The organism is Streptomyces gilvosporeus (genome assembly GCF_002082195.1).
In the GTDB taxonomy this organism is placed as follows: domain Bacteria; phylum Actinomycetota; class Actinomycetes; order Streptomycetales; family Streptomycetaceae; genus Streptomyces; species Streptomyces gilvosporeus.
Window position 1 is genome coordinate 6,994,141 of record NZ_CP020569.1, and the last position, 18,444, is coordinate 7,012,584.

General features: G+C 69.5%; 18 protein-coding genes. 12 read left to right on the forward strand and 6 right to left on the reverse strand.

The window, feature by feature from the left end:
* Window positions 1-6: 6 nt before the first annotated feature.
* Entirely contained in the window at window positions 7-1,578 is a 1,572-nt protein-coding gene (locus B1H19_RS30955; protein ID WP_237289588.1) for a tetratricopeptide repeat protein, read from the reverse strand.
* 343 nt (window positions 1,579-1,921) lie between these two features.
* Here B1H19_RS30955 and B1H19_RS30960 point away from each other — a divergent pair, with 343 nt between their 5' ends.
* From B1H19_RS30960 to B1H19_RS31000, 10 genes are all read left to right on the forward strand, one after another.
* Window positions 1,922-2,758 carry an aspartyl/asparaginyl beta-hydroxylase domain-containing protein gene (locus B1H19_RS30960; protein ID WP_083108003.1) on the forward strand — a complete coding sequence of 279 codons (837 nt, stop codon included), beginning with the start codon at window positions 1,922-1,924 and terminating at the stop codon, window positions 2,756-2,758.
* 42 nt (window positions 2,759-2,800) lie between these two features.
* Window positions 2,801-3,700: a hypothetical protein gene (locus tag B1H19_RS30965; protein ID WP_083108004.1), complete on the forward strand. Its 900-nt coding sequence runs from the start codon at window positions 2,801-2,803 to the stop codon at window positions 3,698-3,700.
* Complete coding sequence (locus B1H19_RS30970) at window positions 3,697-4,275, forward strand: SLOG cluster 4 domain-containing protein (RefSeq protein ID WP_237289590.1); 579 nt, start codon at window positions 3,697-3,699, stop codon at window positions 4,273-4,275. Before B1H19_RS30965 ends, B1H19_RS30970 begins: the two co-directional genes overlap by 4 nt.
* Window positions 4,272-4,817 carry an orotate phosphoribosyltransferase gene (locus tag B1H19_RS30975; protein ID WP_237289592.1) on the forward strand — a complete coding sequence of 182 codons (546 nt, stop codon included), beginning with the start codon at window positions 4,272-4,274 and terminating at the stop codon, window positions 4,815-4,817. The genes B1H19_RS30970 and B1H19_RS30975 overlap by 4 nt, the downstream gene beginning before the upstream one ends.
* A complete protein-coding gene (locus B1H19_RS30980; protein WP_237289594.1) occupies window positions 4,814-5,491 on the forward strand; it encodes an HAD family hydrolase in 678 nt (225 codons plus the stop codon). Before B1H19_RS30975 ends, B1H19_RS30980 begins: the two co-directional genes overlap by 4 nt.
* Before the next feature lie 237 nt (window positions 5,492-5,728).
* Complete coding sequence (gene alaS, locus B1H19_RS30985) at window positions 5,729-8,386, forward strand: alanine--tRNA ligase (protein ID WP_083108005.1); 2,658 nt, start codon at window positions 5,729-5,731, stop codon at window positions 8,384-8,386.
* Between the two features lie 389 nt (window positions 8,387-8,775).
* The gene (gene istA, locus B1H19_RS30990; protein WP_435844063.1) at window positions 8,776-9,777 is read left to right on the forward strand and encodes an IS21 family transposase; all 1,002 of its coding nucleotides are present in this window, start codon (window positions 8,776-8,778) and stop codon (window positions 9,775-9,777) included.
* Window positions 9,778-9,883: 106 nt separating this feature from the next.
* Entirely contained in the window at window positions 9,884-10,012 is a 129-nt protein-coding gene (locus B1H19_RS40995; protein ID WP_435844062.1) for a hypothetical protein, read from the forward strand.
* Window positions 10,009-10,779: an IS21-like element helper ATPase IstB gene (gene istB, locus B1H19_RS30995; protein ID WP_083109978.1), complete on the forward strand. Its 771-nt coding sequence runs from the start codon at window positions 10,009-10,011 to the stop codon at window positions 10,777-10,779. Before B1H19_RS40995 ends, istB begins: the two co-directional genes overlap by 4 nt.
* 624 nt (window positions 10,780-11,403) lie before the next feature.
* Entirely contained in the window at window positions 11,404-12,636 is a 1,233-nt protein-coding gene (locus B1H19_RS31000; protein ID WP_083108006.1) for an IS4 family transposase, read from the forward strand.
* Between the two features lie 230 nt (window positions 12,637-12,866).
* Here B1H19_RS31000 and B1H19_RS31005 read toward each other — a convergent pair whose 3' ends face one another.
* On the reverse strand, window positions 12,867-14,165 hold the full coding sequence (locus B1H19_RS31005) for a serine hydrolase domain-containing protein (protein ID WP_083109979.1): 1,299 nt from the start codon (window positions 14,163-14,165) through the stop codon (window positions 12,867-12,869).
* A 49-nt stretch (window positions 14,166-14,214) separates the two neighbouring features.
* Window positions 14,215-14,901, reverse strand: a complete 687-nt coding sequence (locus B1H19_RS31010) for a TetR/AcrR family transcriptional regulator (RefSeq protein ID WP_083108007.1) — start codon at window positions 14,899-14,901, stop codon at window positions 14,215-14,217.
* Window positions 14,902-15,091: 190 nt separating this feature from the next.
* Here B1H19_RS31010 and B1H19_RS31015 point away from each other — a divergent pair, with 190 nt between their 5' ends.
* On the forward strand, window positions 15,092-15,934 hold the full coding sequence (locus B1H19_RS31015; protein WP_083108008.1) for an IS5 family transposase: 843 nt from the start codon (window positions 15,092-15,094) through the stop codon (window positions 15,932-15,934).
* Window positions 15,935-16,054: 120 nt separating this feature from the next.
* On the opposite strand, the gene B1H19_RS31020 is transcribed toward B1H19_RS31015, so the two are convergent.
* The 3 genes from B1H19_RS31020 to B1H19_RS31030 all read right to left on the reverse strand — a co-directional run bounded on the left by B1H19_RS31020 (window position 16,055) and on the right by B1H19_RS31030 (window position 17,625).
* On the reverse strand, window positions 16,055-16,411 hold the full coding sequence (locus tag B1H19_RS31020) for a DoxX family protein (RefSeq protein WP_083108009.1): 357 nt from the start codon (window positions 16,409-16,411) through the stop codon (window positions 16,055-16,057).
* A gap of 325 nt (window positions 16,412-16,736) precedes the next feature.
* On the reverse strand, window positions 16,737-17,090 hold the full coding sequence (locus tag B1H19_RS31025; protein WP_237289596.1) for a DoxX family protein: 354 nt from the start codon (window positions 17,088-17,090) through the stop codon (window positions 16,737-16,739).
* Between the two features lie 163 nt (window positions 17,091-17,253).
* Complete coding sequence (locus B1H19_RS31030) at window positions 17,254-17,625, reverse strand: DoxX family protein (protein ID WP_083108011.1); 372 nt, start codon at window positions 17,623-17,625, stop codon at window positions 17,254-17,256.
* A gap of 3 nt (window positions 17,626-17,628) precedes the next feature.
* Here B1H19_RS31030 and B1H19_RS40060 point away from each other — a divergent pair, with 3 nt between their 5' ends.
* Entirely contained in the window at window positions 17,629-18,387 is a 759-nt protein-coding gene (locus tag B1H19_RS40060; RefSeq protein ID WP_237289598.1) for a helix-turn-helix domain-containing protein, read from the forward strand.
* The last annotated feature ends 57 nt before the right edge of the window (window positions 18,388-18,444 follow it).

Sequence of the window (18,444 nt, forward strand, 5' to 3'; positions counted from 1 at the left end):
TCTCCTTCACGCTCCAGAGGGTGCTGCGGGCAGGGCCGGGCGGGCGGCCGTGTCCAGAGCTGCGAGGTGCTCGCGCAGGCCCTCGACCGCCGACTGGCGGGGATAGCGGCGGGTCAGGAACGAGGTGAGGTCCCTGGCCCGGTTGCGGACGGAGTCGACGACGCGGGCTGAGTCCAGGGCCCGGTGGCCGAGGACAACGGCGTCGCTGGGGTCGCCGAGTTGGGCATGGGCGATGGCGAGGTCGATACGGGCGATGGCTTCCCGGCTCGGTGACCGGGACGCTTCAGGGGCCGCCTCATAGGTCGCCAGTGCGTGTTCGGCATGATGGCGGGCCTTCTCGGCCTGCCCGAGCCAGATGAACGAGGTCGCCGGATACGAGGTGAGGGCGTAGTCCGCCAGCGGCATCACGTCCATGCCGAAGCGGCGGGGTGAGCGGGGCGGCAGGAGCCGGTGGGCTTCCTGGGCGGCGTGGAAGGCGGTGGTGAAGCCTTCGGCGTCGCCGTCGGCGGCGGAAGCGCGGGCGGCCTGGGCATGCAGCCGCACGGTCAGCGGATGGCCGGCTGGGGCCTCGCTGAGGCCCTTGAGGGCCGCGTTACGGGCCTTGGCGGGCCGTTGTTCATACAGGTTGATGGAGGCGGCGGCGTCCATCGCCCACGCGCACAGCTGGCCGTGTCCGGCCTGCTGGCCGTGGACGAACGCGTCGGTGGCGAACGCCAGACCGGTGCGGGCGTCTCCGAGGTCGTGGGCGAGCCAGGCCAGGAGTTCGGACAGCCATCCGGCGAACGCCAGCAGTTCGCGTTCTTGGCTGTGGGTGTGCTTGGCCTTCAGCAGACGGTTGACCTTGCGCCGGTAGTCCATCATCGCGTCGAAGACCGCCTTGGGCGGTTTGAGCGAGTACGCGCGGTTGAACTCGGTGACCGCGAGGTCGAGGTGGTCCAGGGTTCCCGAGCCAAGCGATGTCGCTTCCGCCTGCTGGGTGAACTCCATGGCCTCGGCAGCGGCCTGTTCCAGGATCTGTGCTGCGGCGGCCGGGGCGGCCATGGCCAGTCCGGCGAGTTTCACCGCGTCGCGACGGTTCGTTGCCTCCACCTCCGTGAAGTCCGCACCGGTCCGGGTCGCGTCCCCTTCGGAAAGTGTTCCATCGGGCCCGTCCCCGCCACGAAGCGGAGCGTTCGCATCCGCCTCGGGGGTGGGTGAGTAGTCGTGGGCGAAGCCCAACCCGACTGGACTGGTGGCGAACAGACGGCACAACAGGTCCTGGTAGTCGGAGCTGGGCAGCCCCCCTGCCTCCCAGTCCTTCCACGAGCGCTCGGACATCCCGACCTTGGGCATGCCCTCGGTTTCGACGAGCCGGTGGGCCACGTCGACGGCTTGGGCGACGGTCCAGCCCATGGCCAGGCGGCGGCATTTGAGGCGCCGGTGGCCGCAGTGGTCCGCGATCTCGGCGGCGATCTTGGTGGTCAGGGCCGCCGGCACGGGGTCGGGGGAGCCGGCCCGGCCCAGGGCACGTTCCCGCAGGGCTTTCCCGCAGGAGACGTCGTGGACGGCTCTGGCTTGCTGCGCGGTCTGGGATTTCACCGGGTGCCTCCCCGCCTGCCCCGCGAGGCGGCGCTGGTTGCGCCGCTGGTGGTGACCAACGAATGCCTGCCTGTCCTGGCATGCGATCAAACCCTTTTGCGAGGGCGGGCCCGCCGCCCGCAGTGGGCGGCCGCACCGCCCCCTGGGGGCGGTGACCTCTCACTACCTGCGACGACGCCGCCGGATCAGTCTGATGACGGCGCCGCGTCCGGCCGAGGGGCCTTGGGCATCGGACGGCTCCCCCCCGGCGATGAAGCGAGGGCATCAGGCCGGACGCGTCGCCTTTCACCCCTTATCCGCACGCCTCGGGCTCTGCCCGGGGTGGGAGAACGAGAGGGACACCATGGACGAAGCACAGCCGACCGCGGCCTTGTCCAGGCAGATCGCCCAGCTGGACCGGCTGGATGGGCAGTTGATCGAGCGGATACGGCACGAGGCCCTGACGGCCCCGGCGCCCTGGAAGGCCGAGTACGGCGAGTTCCAATCCGGCGGCTGGTGGACCACGTCGCTGATGAACGCCTCCGGCGAAGCCGCAGACGTGAGGATCGCCGATGGCACCGCCCGCCCCACCGCCCTGCTGGAGCACATGCCCGCCACCGCAGACCTGCTGGCCGAACTGGGCCTGTCCTACATGTGGGTTCGGCTCGCCCGCCTGGAGGCGAACGCGTTCCTCTGGGAACACCGCGACTACGACGAGCTCGACCAGGTCGAACGCCACCGCCTGCACATCCCGCTGCACACCAACTCCTCCGCGTTCCTGGTCACCGGCGGGACCAAGGTCCACATGGCCGGCGGTCGGATCTGGCGGCTGACCCCGACCTACGCGCACGGGGTCTGCAACCTGCTGGGCCCGGACCGGATCCACCTGATCGCGGACGTCTACGCGGACGACGCCTACGACCGCCTGGCCGGGCGGGCCGATGCGCCTGCGGCCGCCGAGCACCTGCCGCCAGCGACGGAGGCGGTGCTGGCCGAGCGGTTCGCCGCCGCCAGGCGCCTGGCCGACCTCGGCTACACCGACGCTGCCGAGCAGTTGCTGCTGCGGCTGTTCTACTCCTTCGCCCTGTCCGAGGGCACCGCCTACGACCTGAACGCCGACCTCCACACCGTCCGCGGTGACGCCGAGGCCAGCCGCCGCTGGACAGCGGCGAAGTCCAAGCTCCTCGCCCTGGCCTCGTAAGGCCGCACTCGTCTCCCCCGAGCTCTGGAAGGACTTACGCGCATGCCCACCGCAACCCTGGCCCCGGCTCCGGCCGAGCTGGACCTGGCCGAACTGGCTGAGGCCAACCGGCCCACCCAGCTGCCTCTTCTGACCCGGATCGCCGAGCTGATGTCGGCCGCCCCGGCGGTCACCCACCTGCTGGTCCGTGGCTCGCTCGCTTCCGGCACCGCCGACCGGCTGTCGGACGTGGACTTCGTCGTCGGCGTCCACGACCGTGACCTGCCCGCCTTCACTGCGGCCCTGGACGACCTGATGACGGTCGCGGGCGGGGCCCTGCTGCCCGGCTGGCGCGACACCATCGTCGCGGACCTGGGCGGCATCGGGTTTGTCTTCCTCGTCCAGCACGAGGGCAAGCTCCATCAGGTCGACCTCTACCTCGCGCCCACCTCGCAGATCACCAGCGTCCGCCGGAAGGTCGCCGGGAAGGTGCTGCTGGACCGCCCGCCGGCCGAGATCACCACCGCCCAGATCGAGCAGGCCTGCTGTCACGTCGCCGAGCTGCTGGGGCGGCCGAGGTCGTGCACCGAGCTGCTGATCGAGCACCTGGTGCTGGCGGTGCTGCTGCACAAGCGCATCCAGCGCGGGCAGCGGTTCGTTGCCTATGCCGAGTGGCACATGCTGCACACCGCGACGAAGGACCTGATCAAGACCGCGCTGGCCCCGGCATCGCGGTTTTGGGGCTGGTATCAGCTGCGGGAGGAGATCGCGCTGACCCCGATCGGCCGGGCCTGCCTGGCCGACCTGGACGCCGCGATCACCTCCCGGGCCGTCCCCGAGGCCGCCGATGTCGATGCCGCCCTGGACCGGGTGCTGAGGCTGACCGAACGGGCCTGCCCGAACGCGCTGGACGGTCTCGCGGACGCCATCACCGCCTACCGCAGCTACCTGGAGCTGGCATGACGACGCTGGGACGGGAGAGGACGGCGGTGTTCTTCGGCGGCGTCGTCCCGGCCTCGGCGGATGAGGAACGGCTCGCCGAGGAAGTCGGCATGGCCCTGGCCGGGGCCGGGTTCGCCCTCTGGCACGGCGGCTACAACGGGTTGATGGAAGCAGCGGCTCGCGGGGCGGCCTCCAAGGGCGGCACGGTCACCGCGGTCACCCTCGCCGACAAGCACCCCGAGTGGGGCGAGTTCAACCCGCACGTCACCGACGAGGTCCACCTGCCCGACGTCGGCGCCCGCCTCAACCACTACCTGGATGCGGCGGATCTGGTGGTCGCGATGGGCGGCGGGGTCGGCACCCTGCATGAGCTGACCGCCGCCCTCTACTACGCGGGCAACATCCGCCCCGTCCCCGTCTGGATCACCGGCCCCACCGCGCTGAAGCTGCTGGCCTTCCTGCGGCGGGAGAAGTGGCTGTTCGAGACGCCCACCCGGCCGCTGGGCTTCCTTGGCCAGGTCGCGTCGGCCTCCGCGTTCGCCGCCCGGCTCCACGACCTGATCGATGAGACCGACGGGAAGGAGGCCCGCGCGTGACCGTCACCGCCACGAGCATGTTGGCGTCCAGGATCGCCGACACCGCCTGCGTCACCGGCAGGTTCACCCTGTCCGACGGGCAGGTGCTGGACGGGTACTTCGACGAGTACCGTCTGGCCGCCGACCCACAGCTGCTGCACGACGTCGCCGACGCCATGGCCGCCCTCGTCCCTGAGGACGCCGAAGTGCTGGCCGGGATCGAGCTGGGCGGGGTCCCGCTGGTCGTCGCCCTGGCGGCGGCGACCGGGCTGCCGGCCGCGTTCCTTAGGCGGCTGCCCAAGGGCTACGGCTCCAAGCGGCAGATCGAGGGCGCCCGCATCGAGGGACGCCGGGTCGTCCTGGTCGACGACGTGGTCCGCTCCGGCGGGCAGCTGCTGACCACGGCCCGGATACTGCGGGTCGCCGGGGCCCCGGTCACCGACGCGCTCTGCGTGCTGGAACGGCCGCTTGGCGGGCGGCTACTGCTGGAGGAGCACGGTGTCGCCCTGCACCCGCTGCTGGCCGAGGCCGACCTGCCCGGCTCTTCGGGGGCGGCGTCGTGAGGCCGGTGGTGCTGTTCGACCTGGATGGAGTGCTGCTGGACAGCCAGGACGCGCATCTGGCCACCCTCGCCGGGGTCGCCACCGCCGCCCTCGGGCGGCGGGTCACGGCCCGCGATCTGCCGCCGGGAGCCGTGACAACCCCCAGGGTCGAGGTGCTGTCCGCCCTGGGCGTCCGCGATCCGGATGGGCTCTGCGAGCTGTGGTGGGATGTCGCGCTGGCCACCGCCGCGGACACCCGGATCTTCCCCGGCGTCCTGGACGGGCTCATGGCCCTCAAGGACACCGGGGCGGCGACGGGCCTGGTCACCTTGCAGACCCTCACCCGGCTGCCCTGGCTGCTGCCGCCAGCGGTCCTGGACCTGCTGGATGTCACCGTCTGCCGGGAGGACGCCGAGCCCAAGCCCGCCCCGGACGGCATCTTCCTGGCCCTGGCCCGCCTCGCCGCGGCCCCGCACGACGCGGTGTTCGTCGGCGACACCCTCACCGACCGCACCGCGGCCTTTGAGGCCGGTGTCGCCTTCGCCGGGGCCGGCTGGGGCTATGCCGGGCCGGACACGCTCGCGGCCGGCGGCTGCCCGGTGGTGCTGACCGACCCCGCTCAGATCGGCCCCGGCCTCCTCGGCCTGGCCGCGGGCGGACGGGCACCACACCAGGTGTCGGCCCCCGCACGCTAAGCGATCTTGACGCCGGACCCGCTACAGTCGGTGGTGCAGCAGACCCGCCTCTCCCATGGCCGTCTGCTGCACCACCGATGTGATCAACGGATCTGGAGTCATGGTTTACACCGTGGGGGCGCGAGCTATCTGCGTCGAGCTGGAGAACTGAGAACCCTCTCAGTCCCTGTTCTCGGCCCGGCTCGGCGTGTGATCTTCCCCCACCTTCCACGACTCTCTTCGTGAGGCCATGCCGCCATGCGCTCGACGCAGATCCGCACCACGTTCACCGACTTCTTCACCTCCCGCGGCCACCAGCAAGTGCCGTCCAGCCCGCTGATCCCGGACGACCCCACCCTGCTGCTGGCCAACGCCGGGATGAACCAGTTCAAGCCCTACTTCCTGGGCGAGACCACCCCGCCCTTCCCCCGCGCCACCAGCATCCAGAAGTGCGCGAGGACCTCGGACATCGACAACGTCGGCCGCACCAACCGGCACGCGACGTTCTTCGAGATGATGGGCAACTTCTCCTTCGGCGACTACTTCAAGGAAGACGCCATCGCCTTCGCCTGGGAACTCCTGACCAAGGGCTACGGGCTGGAGAAGGACAAGCTCTGGATCACCGTCTTCGAGGACGACGACGAGTCCGAGCACCTCTGGCGCCGCATCGGAGTCCCCGCCAGCCGCATCCAGCGCCTCGGCATGGAGGACAACTACTGGTCCATGGGCGTCCCCGGCCCCTGCGGTCCCTGCTCGGAGGTCAACTACGACCGCGGCCCCGCCTTCGGCAAAGAAGGCGGCCCCGCCATCGACGGCGAACGCTACGTCGAGATCTGGAACCTGGTCTTCATGCAGTTCCAGCGAGGCGAGGGCGACAAGAAGGGCAACTTCCCCATCCTCGGCGAACTCGCCCGGAAGGGCGTCGACACCGGCCTGGGCCTGGACCGGCTCGCCGCGATCCTCCAGGACGCCCAGAACGTCTGCACCACCGACCTGCTGCTGCCCACCTTCGACAGCGTCCAGGACCTCGCCGGCCGGGCCTGCCCGGCCGAGGGCGAGGAGAAGGTGTCCTTCCAGGTCGTCACCGAGCACGCCCGCTCCATCGCCTTCCTCATCGCCGACGGCGTCCTCCCGGCCAAGGACGGCCGCGGCTACATCCTGCGGCGCCTGATGCGCCGCGCGATCCGCCATGCCCGTTGCCTGGGCATCGACGGGCCCGTCCTGCCCGCCACGACCGCCAGCGTCATCGGCAACCTCAGCGATGTCTGGCCCGAACTGACGGGCCAGGCCGCCCTCATCGAGCAGGTCGTCACCGCCGAGGAAGAGTCCTTCACCCGCACCCTGGCCCAGGGCACTCGCCTGCTGGACGCCGCGATCACCCACACCCGCGAGAAGCGGTCCGCGGCCCTGCCCGGTGAGACAGCCTTCGAACTCGCCGACACCTACGGCTTCCCGCTGGAGCTGACCGTCGAGGCCGCCCGCGAGGCCGGGCTGACGGTCGATGAGGAGCGGTTCGCCGCTTTGCTGGACGGGCAGAAGAAGCGCGCGAAGGCCGGCGGCAAGGCCAAGACCGCCGAGGCCCTGCGCAAGATGGACACCTACCGCGAGCTGGCCGCCCGGCTGCCGCGGACTGAGTTCCTCGGCTATGAGCACCTGTCCGCCGAAGCCACCGTCACCGGCCTCATGTCCGGCGGCACCGTCGTCCCGTCCGCCGGGGCGGGCGCCGAGGTCGAGCTGGTGCTGGACCGTTCGCCGTTCTATGCCGAGGCGGGCGGGCAGATCGGCGACACCGGCACCCTGACCACGACCGACGGCACCGTCCTGCGGATCACCGACACCCGCTACGGCCTGGAAGGCTTCCGAGTCCACTTCGCCTTCGTCCTCGAAGGTGAACTGACCACCGGCGCGACCGGCGAAGCCCAGGTGGATGCCGAGCGCCGGGCCGGGCTGGTGCGCTCGCACTCGGCCACCCACATCCTGCACGCCGTCGTCATGGCCACCCTCGGCGATCACGCCCGCCAGCAGGGCTCCCTCGTCGAGCCTGACCGGCTCCGCTTCGACTTCGCGCACTTCACCGCCCTTACCCCCGACCAGCTCCACCACATCGAGCAGGCCGTCAACGGCCACGTCCTCGACGACCCGAAGGTGACGGCCTGGCATGCCGACCGCGCCGAGGCCGAAGCCGCAGGCGCCATCGCGCTGTTCGGGGAGAAGTACGGCGAGCGGGTCCGCATCGTCGACATCGGCGACTTCTCCCGCGAGCTCTGCGGCGGCACCCACGTCGCCCACGGCTCCCAGGTCGGCACCTTCAGTCTGCTGTCTGAGTCCTCGATCGGCTCCAATCTCCGCCGCGTCGAAGCCCTCACCGGCCACAGCGCCCTCCGCCACCTCGACACCGAACGGCGGCTGCTGGGCGAGCTCGCCAGCCTGCTCGGTACCCGCCCCACCGAGGCTCCCGGAGCCCTGCGCAAGCGCCTGGAGGCCCTGGCGGCCGCGCAGGAAACGCTGTCCCGGCTGCGGGCTGAGGAACTGCGGCACCAGGCCGGACAGCTCGCCACCCAGGCCCAGCCCGTCGGGCAGGGGCAGCTGGTCGTTCGACTCGTCACGGGCATCGCCCCGGACGAATTGCGCGGCCTGGTCGCTGACACCCTCGCGCGACTCGGCCGCGGCCCCGTCGTCGTGGTCCTGGGCGCCGAACACAAGGGCAAGGCTCTCCTCGCCTCCGCGATCTCCTCCGGCCTCCACCAGGCCGGCACTCAGGCCAGCCGGATCCTCGCCGAGGCGGCTCGAACGGTCGGCGGCGGCTCCGGAGGCCGCGGCCCCCTTGCCAGCGCCGGAGGACGCCACCCCGAGGCACTCAACCAGGCCCTGGAAATCGCCGCCTACGAGGCCACCCGCCTGCTCAGCAACGGCTGACCAGCCCCCGCTGGCCCCAACACGGGCATGAGAGGGTCCCTGCAAGTCTGCGGGGACCCTCCGCGCATTTTCGCCACGACCGAGGGGGCTGAATTCTCCGCACAACATTGCTGAGTACTTCTGAGTCCCGGGGAACTCAGCGGCAATCCTGTGGTTTTCCTTTACTGGCCCGAGCAGAGCATTGAAGGAAAGACAGTTCGTGTCGGCGTACACGTGAACGTGCAGAGCCGCGTACGGATGAACGTGCAGAGTTCTTGATGTGTTGAGGGCTGGTCCGGCACTCTGCTGCATGTCCTGTTCAGGGGTGCAGAGGGGGGTGGGCCGTGGTCTTGGACCCGGAGCGCTGGCTGGAACTCCGGCGTTTCCGCGGCTTGGTCGAGTCTGGGGCGATGAGCCTGTCGGAGGTGGCCAAGGAGACCGGGCTGAACTGGCGGACGGTCAGCAAGTACTTGTCTGCCGACGGGCCCGCATCGCCTCCGCGCCGGTCGCCAATTGGTCGGGTGCGGGCGAGGGTGATCGACGAGTTCGCTCCGCTGGTCGATTCGATGCTGCGGGCCGAGATCCTGATGAAGGCCGCGGTCATCCACGAACGTCTCGCTCAGGAGTACGGTTTCACCGGCAACTACCAGCGTGTGAAGCTCTACGTCCAGGAAGCCCGGCCCCGGATCGCGGAGGAATTGGGCATCACGCCGAAGGAACTGGCGGGGATGCACCGCAGGTTCGAGGTGATTCCGGGCGCCCAGGCTCAGGTTGACTGGGGCGACGAGGGTAAGGTCCTCGCCCACATGGGCATCCCGAAGGTCTACTCCTTCCACATGACCCTGTCGTACTCTCGCGACCCATTCTGCTGCTTCACCACCAGCCAGGACCTGCAGACCTTCTTCGACTGCCACCGGCGGGCCTTCGCCCACTTCGGCGGGGTGCCGATGACGGTCGTCTACGACCGCACCAAGACCGTCGTCCGCCGCTACGTCGCCCCAGGCGAGGCAGTCCCGCTCCACCCCGAAGCGGTCGGCTTCGCCGGCCACTATGACTTCGACATCGACGTCCTGGCCGCCTACCGGCCCACCGGCAAAGGCCGAGTCGAACGCCAGGTCCTCATCGTCCGCGACCACGTCCTGTCCGGACGAGCCTTCTCCTCCGTGGAGGAGATGGACGCCGCCTTCGCAGCCTGGGTGCCGCAGCGGCGATCCCAGATCCACAAGACGCACCGGGACGTGATCGGCGAGCGGGCGGCCCGCGACCACGCGGCCCTCAAGCCGCTGCCCCCAGCCCCCTATTTGGTGGCAGAACGGCATCTGCGGCCGGTCGGCAAGGACTGCCTGATCGCTTTTGGCGGCAACCTCTACTCGGTGCCCGCCCACCGCGTCCGCCCGCGTCCGTGTCGTTGAGGAGACGCACTGGGACGGCCTTCCTACCGGCAAGGGACGCCGGACCACCACCGGTGACGTCCCGGCCCGGCCCCACCCGCAGCCCCGGGGCGAAGAAGCCGGCCCGTTGCAGGCCCTGCTGAACCGGGCCGCCGCCACCCGGATCGAGGTCGGCCGCCGCCCGCTGTCGGTCTACGACGAGCTGACCGGCACCCGCCCCTTCACCACCCACCCGAGCACGAGGGAAACGTCTTGAGCGAGCTGGTCAGCACCCGCATCCGCACCACGGCCGGCAAGCTCGGCCTGCCCCACCTGGCAGAGACCATCAACGAGTACACACGGCGGGCCGACGAAGGGAAGATGGGCTACCTCGACTTCCTCGACCTGGTGCTGTCCGAGGAACTCGCCGTCCGTGACGACCGCCGCTTCCGCAGCGGGCTGCGGACCTCGAAGCTGCCACACCACAAGACACTGGACGAGTACGACTTCTCCTTCCAGCCCGAACTCGACCCACGCAAGGTCAAGGACCTTGCCACCCTCTCGTTCGTCGAGGCCAAGGCGAACGCCGCCCTGCTCGGGCCGCCTGGGGTCGGCAAGACGCATATCGCAGTCGCCCTGGCTGTCGCGGCCTGCCGGGCTGGCTACTCGATCTACTTCACCAGCCTCGACGACATGGTCCGCCACCTCAAAACCGCCGAGTCCGCAGGCCGGCTGACCAGCAAACTCGGCTCCTATCTGCGGCCCAGCGTCCTTGTCGTTGATGAGGTCGGCTACCAGCCCCTGGAACGAGCCGAGGCGAACCTGGTCTTCCAGGTGATCTCGAAGCGTTACGAGAAGGGTTCTATCATCCTGACCTCGAACAAAACCTTCAGCGAGTGGGGACAGGTGTTCGGTGACGAGGTCCTCGCCACCGCCATCCTCGACCGCCTCCTGCACCACTGCGAAGTGATCCCCATCAACGGCCCCAGCTACCGACTGAAGAACCGCCTCATGGCCATCGAGCGAGAGACCGAAGTCGCCTAGGCCATGTTCGCGCTGATCGCCTTGCAGTTCAGCTGCGTGGCCTGGCCGCGGACCTGGTCCGGCTAGCCGCGACTGCAAGAACGACTGAAGCAACGATGAGCAGGGCCCTTACCGCAGTCTGCTGGTAGAAGACCACACTTCCTACGGCTGCTGCCACAGCAGCCAGCGCCAAGAGCACAACGAGCGCCCTGGATCGATCCTGGCCTATCACCTGCTGGTTCACGTAAATCCCCCTTCCCGAACCGGCATTCACTCTGCCACCTCAGCCTATCCCGGAGATCAACGGCCCACCATGCGCCGCAAGTGATCGTCCAGACATGACCTGAAAGCTCTGCACGTTCATCCGTACGCGGCTCTGCACTTCAGCTCGTACGCCGACAGTTCGTTCCCCGCTCTGGGCGACTCCGGCATGTTGACCACCTCCAGGAGCCTCCAGCCACGAGCCCCCCAAGCTCAACATGCAGGACTTGACAGACATCCCATGAGCTGGAGAGTCAAACGGTGAGTGCGTGAGCCCAGGTGAACCAGCAGTCCCTTTCCAGTCGGCAGCCCGCCGTTCAGCCCGAACGGATGCCCTAGACGCAATACCGGTGACTTTGAGGGTTTCGGGTCGTTGGGTGGAGTGTGCCAAGGCCCGGACAGGTGAAGTCGTCGGCGGACGAGAGGCTTTCGGATCGGATCGCGCTTGGGGTGCTGACCTGTGCGTTTCCGCCGGAGCTGGTGGATGAGGTGGTCGCGGCGTGCGGCCGGGTCGAGCAGCGGAACCGGCTGCTGCCGGCCCGGGTGGTGGTCTATTTCGTGCTGGCGATGTGCCTGTTCTCCGGTCAGGGCTATGAGGAGGTCGCTCGGCTGCTCACGCACGGGCTGGAGCGGATGGGCCGCTGGTCGGGGACGTGGCGGGTGCCGACCACCGCGGCGATCGGCCGGGCCCGGCTGCGGCTGGGCCCCGAACCGCTTCGGGCCCTGTTTGCCCGGGTGTGCAGACCCGTAGCCACCAGGGAAACGAGTGGCTCCTGGTATCGGGGCTGGCGGCTGGTCGCCGTGGACGGCACCACCTTCGACGTACCCGACACCGAGACCAACGCTGCCTTCTTCGGACGGCCCGGGGTCTGCCGTGGTCAGGAGAAGAGCGCCTACCCGCAGGCGAGGCTGGCCGCCCTGGTCGAGTGCGGCACCCATGCCGTCTTCGCGGCCGAGGCCGGGCCGCTGGCCGTGCATGAAACCGAGCTGGCCCAGCGCCTGTTCGGCTCGCTGACGGTGGGCATGCTGGTGCTGGCTGACCGGGGCTTTCGCGGTTTCGATCTGTGGCGGGCGGCCGCGGCGACCGGCGCCGACCTGCTGTGGCGGGTCAAGAGCGACGCGGTCTTGCCGGTGCGGGCTGTACTGGAGGACGGCTCCTACCTCTCGGAGATCGTCGCTGCCAGGGACAAGAACCGCCGGGCGGACCCGGCCCGTGTCCGCGTCATCGAGTACACCCTCACCCCCGACGGAACGGTGTACCGGCTGATCACCACCATCCTGGACCCCAAAGCCGCATCCGCCACGTCGCTGGCCGCGCTGTACGCCCAGCGATGGGAGATCGAGAGCACGCTCGACGAGGTCAAGACCCACCAGGGCGGGCCTCGGCTGGTCCTGCGCTCCCAGCACCCGGCCGGCGTCGAACAAGAGATCTTCGGTTTCCTCCTGGTGCACCACGCCCTTCGGGACCTGATGCACCAAGCCGCCCGGCAGGCAGACCACGACCCCGACCGGTTCTCCTTCACCCGCACCCTGGGCGTCGTCCGCCGCCACGTCACCGACCAGGCGGCATTTTCCCCCCTCCCGACTGACCCGGGCACTGGCCACAGCCCTACGTGAGATCCGCGAACAGCCCCTGCCAGCCCGTCGGTTGCGCGCCAACCCCCGCGTCATCAAACGCAAGATGTCGAACTGGAAGCTCAAGCGGAACCACCACCGCAACCCGTCCCCGCCGGACACACCCCACCCGACCTTGGTCGGCCCTACGAAGACCAGGCCGACCCGCCGGAAACTCGCCTAAGAACTCGCGCAGATAGGTGCGGCGCCCCTGGCAGGTAGGCAGGCGCAGGTCAGCCAGACTGGGCGATGGCGCGCAGGGCGTCGAAGGTCTCCTGTTCGTCTTGCTGGTCGCCGTAGTCGCTGAGTTTCACGACGACGGTCCTGGTTACGGGGTCGACGTAGATGTACTGCCCGTACACGCCGAGGGCGGAGTAGTCCTTGCCATTGCCGCCGGGCGGATGCCACCACTGCGCGGAGTAGCCCCAGCCATCGACTTTGTGGGGTGCTGGGGTGGCGATGCGCTTGATCCATGCCGCGGGGATGATCTGTTTGCCCTGGGCGCGGCCGTTGTTCAGGACGAGTTGGCCGAGCTTGGCGTAGTCGCGCGGGGTGGCGTTGATGCAGCAGAACGCCTTCTCGTCGCCGTTGTCGTGGTCAAGGTTCCAGGTGGCGCTGTCCTGTGCGCCCATCGGTGCCCAGATGTTGTCCGCCAGGAGGTCGGCCAGCGGCCGTCCTTGGGCCTTGGCCAGGACTTGGCCGAGGAGTTCGGTGTCGATGCTGTGGTAGGCGCCTTGGCTGCCCGGCGGGAACTGCAGGTCGCGATGGTCCTGTGCGAAGGCGGGCAGGTCACGGGTGAGGTACATCCGGGCGGTGCCGGTCAGCGGGTAGTACTCGTTGTAGTTCTCCGGGACGTCCACGCCCGAGGTCATGTCCAGCAGGTCGCGCACCGTGATGGCGTCGTAGGCCCCGCCCGTCTTCAGCCGGGGCAGGATGTCGACCAGCCGGTCGTCTTCCCGGAGTCTGCCCTGCCCGATGGCCTGCCCGGCGAGCAGGGACACCACCGACTTGGCGGCCGACCAGGACGACAGGCGGGTGGTGGGGCCCACCCCGTCGCGGTACCACTCGTGAGTCAGCCGGCCGTCCCTGAGGACGAGGAAGGCATTGGTGTGGGTGGTCGTTAGGAACTGCTCGACCGGCACCCGCTCGCCCTTCCATGGCACGGTCGCAGGAAGCGACTCGTCGTGGACGGGCAGGGGTGCCGGCGTGGCGGAGGCGGGGACTGTGCGGGTGTCGAACAGGTCGCCCTGTCGCGAGGGCTCGGTGGTCAGCAGTTGGAACAGCGTGGGTGGGGAGGGGATGTCCAGCAGCGCGGTGGCCGTGTAGGAGCCGGTCACCAGCACGCCAAGCGCCACCGGCAGTGCGATGAGGGTGCGCCGTAGTGCGCGCCGTGCCCGCGGCTTCGCGGAACGCGAGGCGGCCACGGTGCGGTCGGTCGGCTCCACGGCCCGGGTGGTGGGACCGGCAGCGGAAGCGGACCGGGAGCTGGCTGCCGGTTCGGGACCGCTGTCCTGGGGGGCTTTCTGGTCCATGTCGACAGCCTCGTCAGCCTCATCGGCGGCTTCCACAGCAGGGCGGTGGTCAGACATCGGCGTCGTCCTTGGGGGTGGTGCGGGCGGTTGCGTCAACGGCCAGCCAGAACGCCTCCATCAGCGTCTGGAAGACGGCCTCGTCGTCCTGCGCGGCCAGGTGGGGCAGGTGCGCGGTGATGGCCGGATAGCGCTCGGGGGAGATGGTGGCGTACGCCCCGGCCCAGGCACGCTCGTCGGCGGCGCGCACCTCCTGCGGGAGCGCGGCATACCCGGCACGCATGCCCGCGTACGCCAGCACGGTGTCGGCGAGCATCCGTTGGTAGCGGGCCACACTGCCCTCGTCCAGACCGATGTCCTCCAGCGCCGTGAGCATCGTCTCCATCGCGGCGAACTCCCCCGGGCCGCGGGTGGTCCGGCACGCGACGGCCGCACCGACGTACGGGTGGGCCTCAAAGACCTCCACCAGGGAACGGGCCAGCTCCTGCAGAACCTCCCGCGGCCCCAAGCTGTCGGGCACACGCTCCACGGCCATTGCCAGCAGCCGGTCACCCACCGCCAGCAGCAGCGCGTCCCGGTCCGCGAAATGCCGCCAGACTGCCGATCGGTCCACGCCCAGTTCCTCTCCCAGAGCCCGTCCGGTCAGCCCGTCCGGCTCCGCCCGCGCCGCGATCCGCACGGCCGCCTCCACGATCAGCTCCGGCGACAACCGCACCGCCCGGCCCTTGCCCACAGCCATGTCCGTCCCTCACTCTCGCAAACATCAGTGTTGTCATCAATGATGACAACACTGCGGTGGGATGGTCAACTCTGGAGTGCGACCATGAATGCGGCGACGTTCGGGAAGGGCCTATCAGTCGGACGCAGGCAGTCGAGGCGATCGCTGCCGCCAGCCCCAGCGCGAGGCTCTGTGATCACCGGGGAGACCTGTGCCTGTCCTTCCGTCATGGCTGACCGAACCGCTGTGGGACCAGTTCTCGGTGCTGCTGCCCCAGCGGCCGCTCTACCACCCGGACCATCCTCTGCGCTGCCACCGTCCGCGCATCAGTGACCGGATCGTGTTCGACAAGCTTCTGCAGTTGCTGCGGTTCGGCTGCCCCTACGAGGCGATCGCTGATACGGCCTGCTCGGCCAGCGCCATCCGCAGCCGTCGCGACGAGTGGATCCGCCTCGGCATTTTCAGCCAGTTGAAGCAGATCGCGCTCGACTCCTACGACCGCATCGTCGGCCTAATGCTGGATCAGGTCGCCATCGATGGCTCCCTCACCAAGGCCCCCGGCGGCGGTGAGGTCGCCGGGCGCTCCCCGGTCGACCGGGGAAAACAGGGCCTGAAACGCTCCGGCATGACAGACGGCTACGGACTCCCGCTCGGCCGTGTTCTGGCCGGGGCGAACTGTCACGACTCTCCGCTGTTGGCCCCGACCCTGGACCGCCTCGCGGAACTCGGGCCGCTGCCCGACGACATCACGGTGAACCTGGACGCTGGGTACGACTCGAACAAGACCCGCGCCCTGCTCGACGAACGCGGGCTGCACGGTCGGATAGCGCACAAGGGCGAGAAAGCACCGATTAAGGCGAGCCGGCGGTGGCACGTCGAGCGCACCCACGCCTGGCAGAACGCCTTCCACCGTCTTTCCCGCTGCTACGAACGCCGCGCCGTCGTGATCGACGCCTTCTTCGACCTCGCGGATACGATCATCATCGTCCGCAGTCTGATCAGGCGATCCTGGACCACCCACCGCTGGGACAACCGCCCGGGGCGACGCCCGTGATGCCACGCCTATCCGCGCGAGCTCTAAGTCACCGGTATTGGCCCTAGACGAGTAGTTCCGAATGCTGACAGTGTGTCCCGGGACGGGAGTGGCTCCTCCTGAGGGACAAGCTGCACCGGTTCACCGGGTGCCGTAGTAGGCCAGATTCACAGCCAGAGCAGCCACGGGCAGACAGAAGAACACGGCCCAGGGACCCAGCTGGTGGTCACGAACCCGCAGGTGGGCACAGAGTGCACCAAGGAAGTACAACCCGAGACCCATGGCAGCGAGCGCGCCCAGCACCGGCACGGCGAACCCGGCCAGCAGCCCCAGCGCCCCCAACGCCAGCAGTGTGCCCAGCGGGCGCATCCAGGACCGGGGCACACGCAGCTTGTCCGCCTGACTCTTGGGGTAGTCGTGACCGATGAAGTTGGCGATGGCGGCCGAACCGTTGACAGCCGAGGTGAGGAGGGTGACCACGAGGTAGGCGGCAAACACGAGAAACTCCTTCTTCTGCGCGAGAACGACGGTTGGGCGTTCGTGTCCTTGACAAGACAGCGCCTCAAGGCGTGACACGCCCTGTCAGACCAGCCCCTCGGGGAGAGCTGCACCCTCCGGGGATGCCGAGAGGGCGTCCAAGATCGTTGTGTGACGAAGAGAACTTGGAGCGGGTCTTGAGCGCCATCGGCCGACTACCGCTCGGACCCCGGAAGGGACCTGGTGCCGCTCCCGCTGGAGTGCCGAGGCACCACCGTACGCGTCGTACGGCGGCAGGCCGGTGTTGTGTTCTCGCCCGCGGACCCACGCTCGACGCCGGCTTGCCTCAGGCGGTCTGCAGGGCGAACACGAAGGTGGCCGTACTGAGCACGAGCATGCCCGAGGCGTTGAGGAAGAGGTTGCGTCCCAGATCGCGGGCTCGGATGTGCATGCCCACGGCGGTGAGGAAGTAGCAGACGACGGCGGCGCTGGTCAGCACCGCCAGCGGGGTGGACCAGATGCCCGCGACCAGTCCTGCGGCCGTCGCGGTCTTCATCAGCGGCAGGAGCGGCCAGAACCGGCGGGGGAATCCGACGTCCCGCAGGCAGTCACGGATGAAGCCGACCGGCTTGAGGCACATCGCGGCGTCCGCGAGATGGATGACGGCGAGGCCGGCCAGTGGCCACCAGGGCTGTATCACAGCTGCTACTCCTTCAAGGGTTCGGATCTGCGTGCGTCGAGCAGAGGGAACATTCAAGGGACGGGACGGCGCGGCGATTCGTGACACCCTCACCGAAGACCTGCGCTCGGGCATGGCGGCCGAGGAGCGGCGGTGGGCGTCCTTCGTCCGCGTCGGTACCGCATCAGGTGGACGCTTCGGCGACAGCGATCGACCACCAGATGTAGAAGAGGTTGACCACCAGCCGGGCCGCTACTCCTACCGGCCGCTCCAGGAACCGGGCTCGGTCGGCACGGGCAGACCGCAGGGCGTCGACGTGGGAGACCAGGTAGACGGTGATCAGCGCGGCAGCGGCCCACCCGCCCGCCGCACGCCACCGCGGAGTCAGCACCAGCGCGCCCACCGCGATCTCCGTCGCACCGGCGGCGGCGACCAGGAGCGCGGGCCGGGCAAGCCATCGCGGGACCAGGGTGCGGAAGTAGCTGGGCAGCACGAAGTGCGCCACCCCCACCCCCGACAGGAAGATCCCCAACGAAACAGCCGCGATACGGTTCATGGCGTGAGCATCACCTCTGCCCGCACGTGGGCGCTTGAACGAAACGATCGCCGCCTGGTGTTCGCCTCGGATCCGAACGGGGCGATGTTCGCCGAGACCGGCGCGTTCAGCGTCAGCGTGCACCGCCACCCGGTGTGGAAAGTCGTCCTGTCGCCCGGCGGACTCGTCGAGACCCGGCTGCCAGGAGAGCGTCCGGTCACCTCGGCCGGCGTGATCGTGCCCCCTCTGCTCGTCCACACGGCTGGCGCCTCGTCCTCCTACACCGCCCTGCTCCTCGACCCCTGGAAACTGCCTCCCGACGTGGGCCTGATCCACCTCGACCGGGCCACCGTGCACCGCCTCCTCGCCGCCCTCGACCAAAACGCGGAACCGGGCCCGGACGCCGACCTCGCCGCGGCCGCGGTCGAACTCACCGCCCTGACCGGCCCCGCACAGCCCCTCGATCCCCGAGTGGCCCATGCGATCGGGGAAAGCACCCGCGACACCCCACCCGCAGCAATCGGCTCCATCGCGGCCGCCGTCGGATTGTCCGCGACACGTCTGCGCGCCCTGGTCCGTACGTCAGTGGGAGTGCCGCTCGTGCAGTTGAGAACCTGGGCACGCCTGCGGACCGCCGTTGCCACCCTGCCCGGCACCACGGTGGCCGCGGCCGCCGCGTCAGCCGGATTCGCCGACCAAGCCCATCTCGCCCGCACCGCCCGCAGTCTCCTCGGCCGCACCCCCGCCTCCATGGGACAGCCCCCGACCTGCCGGGTGCCCTGAACCGGACACCCCATCAGCTCCCGGCGGGGAGACATCAGCCGGACGCCCGGCGGTACC

Excerpts from the sequence above, each read along its gene's own strand:
- B1H19_RS30960 (WP_083108003.1), top strand. The coding sequence starts at position 1,922 with ATGGACGAAGCACAGCCGACCGCGGCCTTGTCCAGGCAGATCGCCCAG.
- B1H19_RS30965 (WP_083108004.1), top strand. The coding sequence starts at position 2,801 with ATGCCCACCGCAACCCTGGCCCCGGCTCCGGCCGAGCTGGACCTGGCC.
- B1H19_RS30970 (WP_237289590.1), top strand. The coding sequence starts at position 3,697 with ATGACGACGCTGGGACGGGAGAGGACGGCGGTGTTCTTCGGCGGCGTC.
- alaS (WP_083108005.1), top strand. The coding sequence starts at position 5,729 with ATGCGCTCGACGCAGATCCGCACCACGTTCACCGACTTCTTCACCTCC.
- istA (WP_435844063.1), top strand. The coding sequence starts at position 8,776 with ATGAGCCTGTCGGAGGTGGCCAAGGAGACCGGGCTGAACTGGCGGACG.
- B1H19_RS31005 (WP_083109979.1), bottom strand. The coding sequence starts at position 14,165 with ATGGACCAGAAAGCCCCCCAGGACAGCGGTCCCGAACCGGCAGCCAGC.
- B1H19_RS31010 (WP_083108007.1), bottom strand. The coding sequence starts at position 14,901 with ATGGCTGTGGGCAAGGGCCGGGCGGTGCGGTTGTCGCCGGAGCTGATC.
- B1H19_RS31030 (WP_083108011.1), bottom strand. The coding sequence starts at position 17,625 with ATGAACCGTATCGCGGCTGTTTCGTTGGGGATCTTCCTGTCGGGGGTG.